We start from the raw sequence: 5138 nt of genomic DNA, 5'->3' as shown, positions 1-5138 counted from the left end.
AATTGAAATTGAATTCAAACTTCAGGATGAATTGCTGGAATTAGCAAAAAAATTGGAAGAGGGGGTGGTTAGATGTCAAATGATAAGTGCGTAGTAAAATACTTGAGATTATCTCTGGAAGATGATGATATACTGGATGAATCTAACAGTATTACAAATCAAAGAATTGTAATAGGGCAATACATAGCCAGTAAAAATGAGTTCAAAAATGCGGAAGTGTTAGAATTCAAAGATGATGGCTATAGTGGAACAAATTTCGAACGCCCAGGATTCAAAAGTATGATGGAATTAGTAAGGGACGGACGAGTCAGCACAATTATAGTGAAAGATCTCTCACGATTCGGCAGGAATCATATAGAGGTTGACACATATCTGGAGCAGATTTTTCCATTTCTGAATGTGAGATTTATAGCAATCAATGATAATGTTGATAGTATGAAATATGAATTTGGTATGCCGGGAATAGATGTTGGTTTCAGAAATATTATTAACGAACATCATAGCATTGATACTTCCGTTAAAGTAAAAAAGACTTTGTTACAGCGTCAGAAAGCAGGAAAGTATATGGGTGCCAGAGCACCATATGGATACTTGAAGCCTGATGAAGATGTGACGAGTCTCGTGATTAATCCGGAAACGGCACCTGTTGTGAGGATGATATTTCAGAAATATCTTGAGGGAATGAATATCACTCAGCTGGCACGTTATCTGAATGAGCAGAAAATTATGAGTCCGGGTCAATATAAAAGAGAAGTTCTGAAAACTGGTGTAAAGAAAACAACAGAAAAATATATCTGGTATCCGGTAACTGTAAGATTGATACTGATGACAGAAACGTACACGGGAACTACGATTGGCGGTAAATGGAAAGTTGCTACAGTAGGAAGTAATAAGCATTTGAAAACAAAAGAAGAAGACTGGATTGTGGTTGAGGGTACGCATGAAGCGATTGTTTCTAAAGAGGTGTTTGATGCTGTACAGGAAAAGTTGGAATTAAATTCCAGAAAGAGGAGCAAAACCCACAATAATAATTATCCGCTGAAAGGATTGGTAAAATGTGGGGGATGCGGTCAGAATCTACAGCATGTAACCAGATGCAATCCGCACTTTAAGTGCGCAAGGAAATTTAATGCGGCAAATCAAGATTGTGTAACAGACAATTTATATGATGACGAGTTCAATGAGATGATTTTCAGGGCAATAAAGCTGTTTGCAAAGATCAGTGATGATGCTGAACCGGTACTCGAATTACAGAAAGCAGAATTAAAATCAAAAGTGAATGGAGCTGCAAAAAAGATTCGGGATGCCAAAGACAGTATTAGCAGATACAAGCACCAGAAGACTGAACTATATATGCGATATGCAATGGAAGAAATCTCAGAAGAAGAGTTCACCAGAAAAAATGACAAGCTGGATAAACAAATTGAGAAAGAAACCTTAGCGATAGCGCAAATGGAGACAGAACAGAGTGAAGCGGCTGAACGTTTATTTGAAATTCCATCAGATGGCAGGCAGTGTCTGACAGATTTAATTGAAGGAAATGAGCAATTAACCAGAGAGATAGCAGCAACTTTTATTCGTGGTATCAAGGTATATAATGATAAGCGAATAGAAATTGAATGGAATTTTGCTGATGAACTGGTAAAGTATGTAGAGCAGGCACAGAAAATCTGCAGTTAAAATGATGTTGGACAAATTACAAAAATTTTGTGTCATTAGCTTGACACAAGGGGGGAAGCATGCGGATAATACCGTGGATCTTCAGGAATTTATGATCATGCCCTGCGGAGCAGAAGACTTTTCCCGGGGATTGCAGATGTGTGTGGAAATTTATCAGCACCTGAAAATCATTCTGAAAGAGAAAAATTTATCTACCGCGGTGGGCGATGAGGGCGGATTTGCACCGGATCTTGCGGATTCCAGAGATGTATTAGCCTTGCTGGTCCATGCTTCAGAATGTGCGGGATATCATCCGGGAAAAGATGTAATGATCGCCATAGATGCAGCGGCCAGCGAACTTTATGATAAAGAAAAAGGTGTGTATTATTTTCCGGGAGAAAGTCAGATGAAGGGCAGGGAAATACTCAGAGACTCTGGAGAAATGATACAATATTATGAAAGTCTCCTGGATGAATTTCCGGTTATCTCTATTGAAGATGGACTGGAAGAAGATGATTGGGAAGGGTGGAAAAAAATGACAGAGTGTCTGGGAGACAGGATCCAGCTGGTAGGAGATGATCTTTTTGTTACTAACCAGAAGCGTCTTGCCTGTGGAATCAAACTGGGGGCGGCAAATGCTGTTCTTATAAAGGTCAACCAGATTGGTACAGTTACAGAAGCACTGGATGCTGTAAAACTGGCACAGAAAAACGGGTATCGTACAGTGATCTCTCATCGTTCTGGAGAGACGGAGGATACATTTATTGCAGATCTGGCAGTGGCGTCAGGAGCAGGGCAGATCAAAACAGGAGCTCCCTGTCGTTCGGACAGAAATGCAAAATATAACCAGCTCCTCCGGATCGCAGAGAATCTGGGAGAGCTGGCTGTATATGAAGATCCGTTTATTTCAGGGTGTAATACTGCAGAACCGCACCTTTAAATTCAAAGGTCTGAGATACCTGATAAGTATCCAGAAGCCATTTGCTTTTTTCTTTTGAACTGTATTTTTCCATACGGCTTATGGTTCCTTCTCCGGCCAGGAAGGCAGGAATCTGTTTTTCCCTGATATCATCCATGATATGATCTCCTGCTTCCGGCCTCAAAGACAGATCAGGAAGATCCAGAGTATAGCAGCTGGTATCCCAGCGGAGGATGGAATAAATCTCGGGAACACCAATGCCAAATGCATAGGTGTTTTCCGGGATGTTGGCTGCAATATGAGCTGCAAAGTCGTTGATTTCCTGTTTGTTGTGAAGTTCTTCACGAAGAGCTGTATTTTGTCCATACTGGATCAAATTTCCAGTACATACAGTCATAAGTATCAAAAGAGCTGTTCCGGTGAAGAAACATCGAAAAATATCCATACCTTTGAATTGATTTAGGTTTTTAAAACGGAAACTGCGAAATGCTTTCATGCCTCCTTCTGCAAGCAGACACAGAAGAAGAATACAGGGGATGTGGGCAATTTCCAGGTTATGGTAGGCGGCTCTGTTTATAAAATAGGTAATCTGACCAAGTGAAAGTACAGCAGCTGCAAAAGCAAAACATGCGGGAAGGTATTCTTTGGAATCGGCACTTCCGCTTCTGCGCAGAAACCACATATGGGAAATTCCCCATGCACAGGCAAGGAAAAGCAGAGCAATAACACTCATATAAGCACTGGCAAAATCCGGAAGATCTACTCTTAAAAGATCATCCATATAGGAGGACTGAAGTAGAGGGAATAAAAATTCACGGATTCCCATAATTGTCCCGCCGTTTGCCAGGTTGTAGATTTCCACGGTACCCCAGGCGCCAAGAAAACTAAGGACGATCCCTGAAACATGGAGAAAGGCAGTTCGGATAACATAAAATATTTTAGTCTCTTTGCGGCAAAGGCTTTTCAGGATCCAGAATCCGGCCCAGGCTGCTCCGCAGAAAAGTCCGCTTTCAGTGTTCCAGAGTATGCCAAGGAAAACAATACCGTATCCCAGTATACAGCTTAATCGGTTCAGCTTTTTATAGCGGACACAAAATGCCATATAGCAGAGCATGAGGCACATAAACAGCACTCTGTGAGGCCAAAGCTGCCAGTAGATGCCGCTTCTCATGGCAAGCACAGGAAAACTTAATGCTACCGCGCCAATGATGCGTAAAAGGTCATTTTTTACGATGAAATGCAGTGCGAGGAACGCTGCCAGAAAACTCAGAGCACCTACCAGGGTATTCAGGAGAATAAAGTCGATCAGATCTCCTCCGAGAAGTTTCATGGGCAGTTTATACAGGATTCCATAATGTCCGTAAATGCTGGTAGTATTTTCGGTATAAGGACTTCCGTGAAGGACATTGTATATGGAATTAAAATAGGCGTTCATATGAAGCCGGTCCGGCTCATTTCTGAGAAAAACTTCAGGAGTATAAAAATTGTAGCCGATCAGAAGCGTCAGCATTCCGTAAAAAGCTATCATTGCAGAAGGTTTTACAGAAACAGAACTTTTTTTTATAAAGGAGAAAAAAAAGACAGCTTCCAGGAGTAAAGCTGCAGCAGCCAGCCATAAAGGTATGATATGCCAGATATAACGAACAGATACAGATCCATACACTTCTGTTTCCAACTGAAACATGCGGATCAGGAACAGGATGTTCACTGCTGACAGGATCATGGCCGCAATGGTGGCCGGGTAAGGCTTATCCAGGACAGAGGGCTTTTTTAAATGAGCCAACAGCAGAGAAAACAGAAGATAGGCAAGACAGAATAGTATTACTGCTATTGCATAGGTAAGAAGATTGATGTTTCCTTTGGAACTGATGGCATTGGAAAGTGCCGGGACTTGCAGACAGCATACGGCAAACCCAAAGGAAAGTGCGAGAGACAGAAGAAAAGACAAGATTTTGTTTGTTGAAGTTTTCATGGTTACACGCATCCTTTTAAAATTTAATCAATGTTTGAAAAAGACATAAGTCTTTCTCAATATATCATCTACGAAAGAAGGAAGGTTGTCAAGGATTTTAGAGAAAAACTGTTGAAATCCGGATATCCATGTGATACAATAAGCAATAGTTGATTAGGAGGTGTAACCCAAAATGGAGATATTAAGAATTATCCTTACGGTAATTTTTGCCATAGATTGCGTTGCTCTTACAATAGTAGTTCTTCTGCAGGAGGGCAAACAGCAGGGTCTTGGTTCTATCGCAGGTGTTGCAGATACATACTGGGGTAAAAACAAGGGACGTTCTATGGAAGGTGGTCTGGTAAAAGCAACAACCATTATGGCTGTTTTGTTTTTTGTTCTGGCCATTGTTTTAAATATGAATTTCTAAGGATTTTGAAGAAAACGGAGACACTCTTGTAAATGCACAAGAGTGTTTTTTTGACTAATCTGTGAGAGAAAGTTATTGTGAACGGAGACAGAAGCAGTACAAAAAGTAAAAAGGAGTTCAAGTGAGCAGAAAAAAAGTCTGGGAAAAGAAAAAAAAGTTTTCGAAAGATAATCATAAAT

At 40.7% G+C, this 5138-nt stretch carries 3 protein-coding genes and 1 pseudogene; 3 read left to right on the top strand and 1 reads right to left on the bottom strand.

The genetic code is table 11. The annotated features are described in order from the left end of the window. Positions 1 to 72 precede the first annotated feature (72 nt). Together RDS42_RS12420 and eno are read left to right on the top strand one after the other, a co-directional pair. Positions 73 to 1680 carry a recombinase family protein gene (locus RDS42_RS12420; RefSeq protein ID WP_308783931.1) on the top strand — a complete coding sequence of 536 codons (1608 nt, stop codon included), beginning with the start codon at positions 73 to 75 and terminating at the stop codon, positions 1678 to 1680. A gap of 31 nt (positions 1681 to 1711) precedes the next feature. Further along, positions 1712 to 2599: pseudogene (eno, locus tag RDS42_RS12415) on the top strand (phosphopyruvate hydratase); the annotation flags it as partial. On the opposite strand, the gene RDS42_RS12410 reads toward eno, so the two are convergent. Next, on the bottom strand, positions 2562 to 4550 hold the full coding sequence (locus RDS42_RS12410; protein WP_308783930.1) for a hypothetical protein: 1989 nt from the start codon (positions 4548 to 4550) through the stop codon (positions 2562 to 2564). The pseudogene eno and the gene RDS42_RS12410 sit on opposite strands and share 38 nt — an antisense overlap. Before the next feature lie 172 nt (positions 4551 to 4722). Here RDS42_RS12410 and secG point away from each other — a divergent pair, with 172 nt between their 5' ends. Next, positions 4723 to 4959: a preprotein translocase subunit SecG gene (secG, locus tag RDS42_RS12405; RefSeq protein WP_177276464.1), complete on the top strand. Its 237-nt coding sequence runs from the start codon at positions 4723 to 4725 to the stop codon at positions 4957 to 4959. The last annotated feature ends 179 nt before the right edge of the window (positions 4960 to 5138 follow it).

The sequence above is a fragment of the uncultured Blautia sp. genome (assembly GCF_902497045.1).
Taxonomy (GTDB): Bacteria; Bacillota; Clostridia; order Lachnospirales; family Lachnospiraceae; genus Blautia_A.
The sequence above is the reverse complement of the archived record's forward strand: the minus strand, read 5'-3'. Positions and strand labels throughout refer to the sequence as shown.

Bases quoted from the DNA above. Each gene is read 5' to 3' on its own strand.
- RDS42_RS12410 (WP_308783930.1), bottom strand. From the start codon at position 4,550: ATGAAAACTTCAACAAACAAAATCTTGTCTTTTCTTCTGTCTCTCGCA.
- RDS42_RS12420 (WP_308783931.1), top strand. From the start codon at position 73: ATGTCAAATGATAAGTGCGTAGTAAAATACTTGAGATTATCTCTGGAA.
- secG (WP_177276464.1), top strand. From the start codon at position 4,723: ATGGAGATATTAAGAATTATCCTTACGGTAATTTTTGCCATAGATTGC.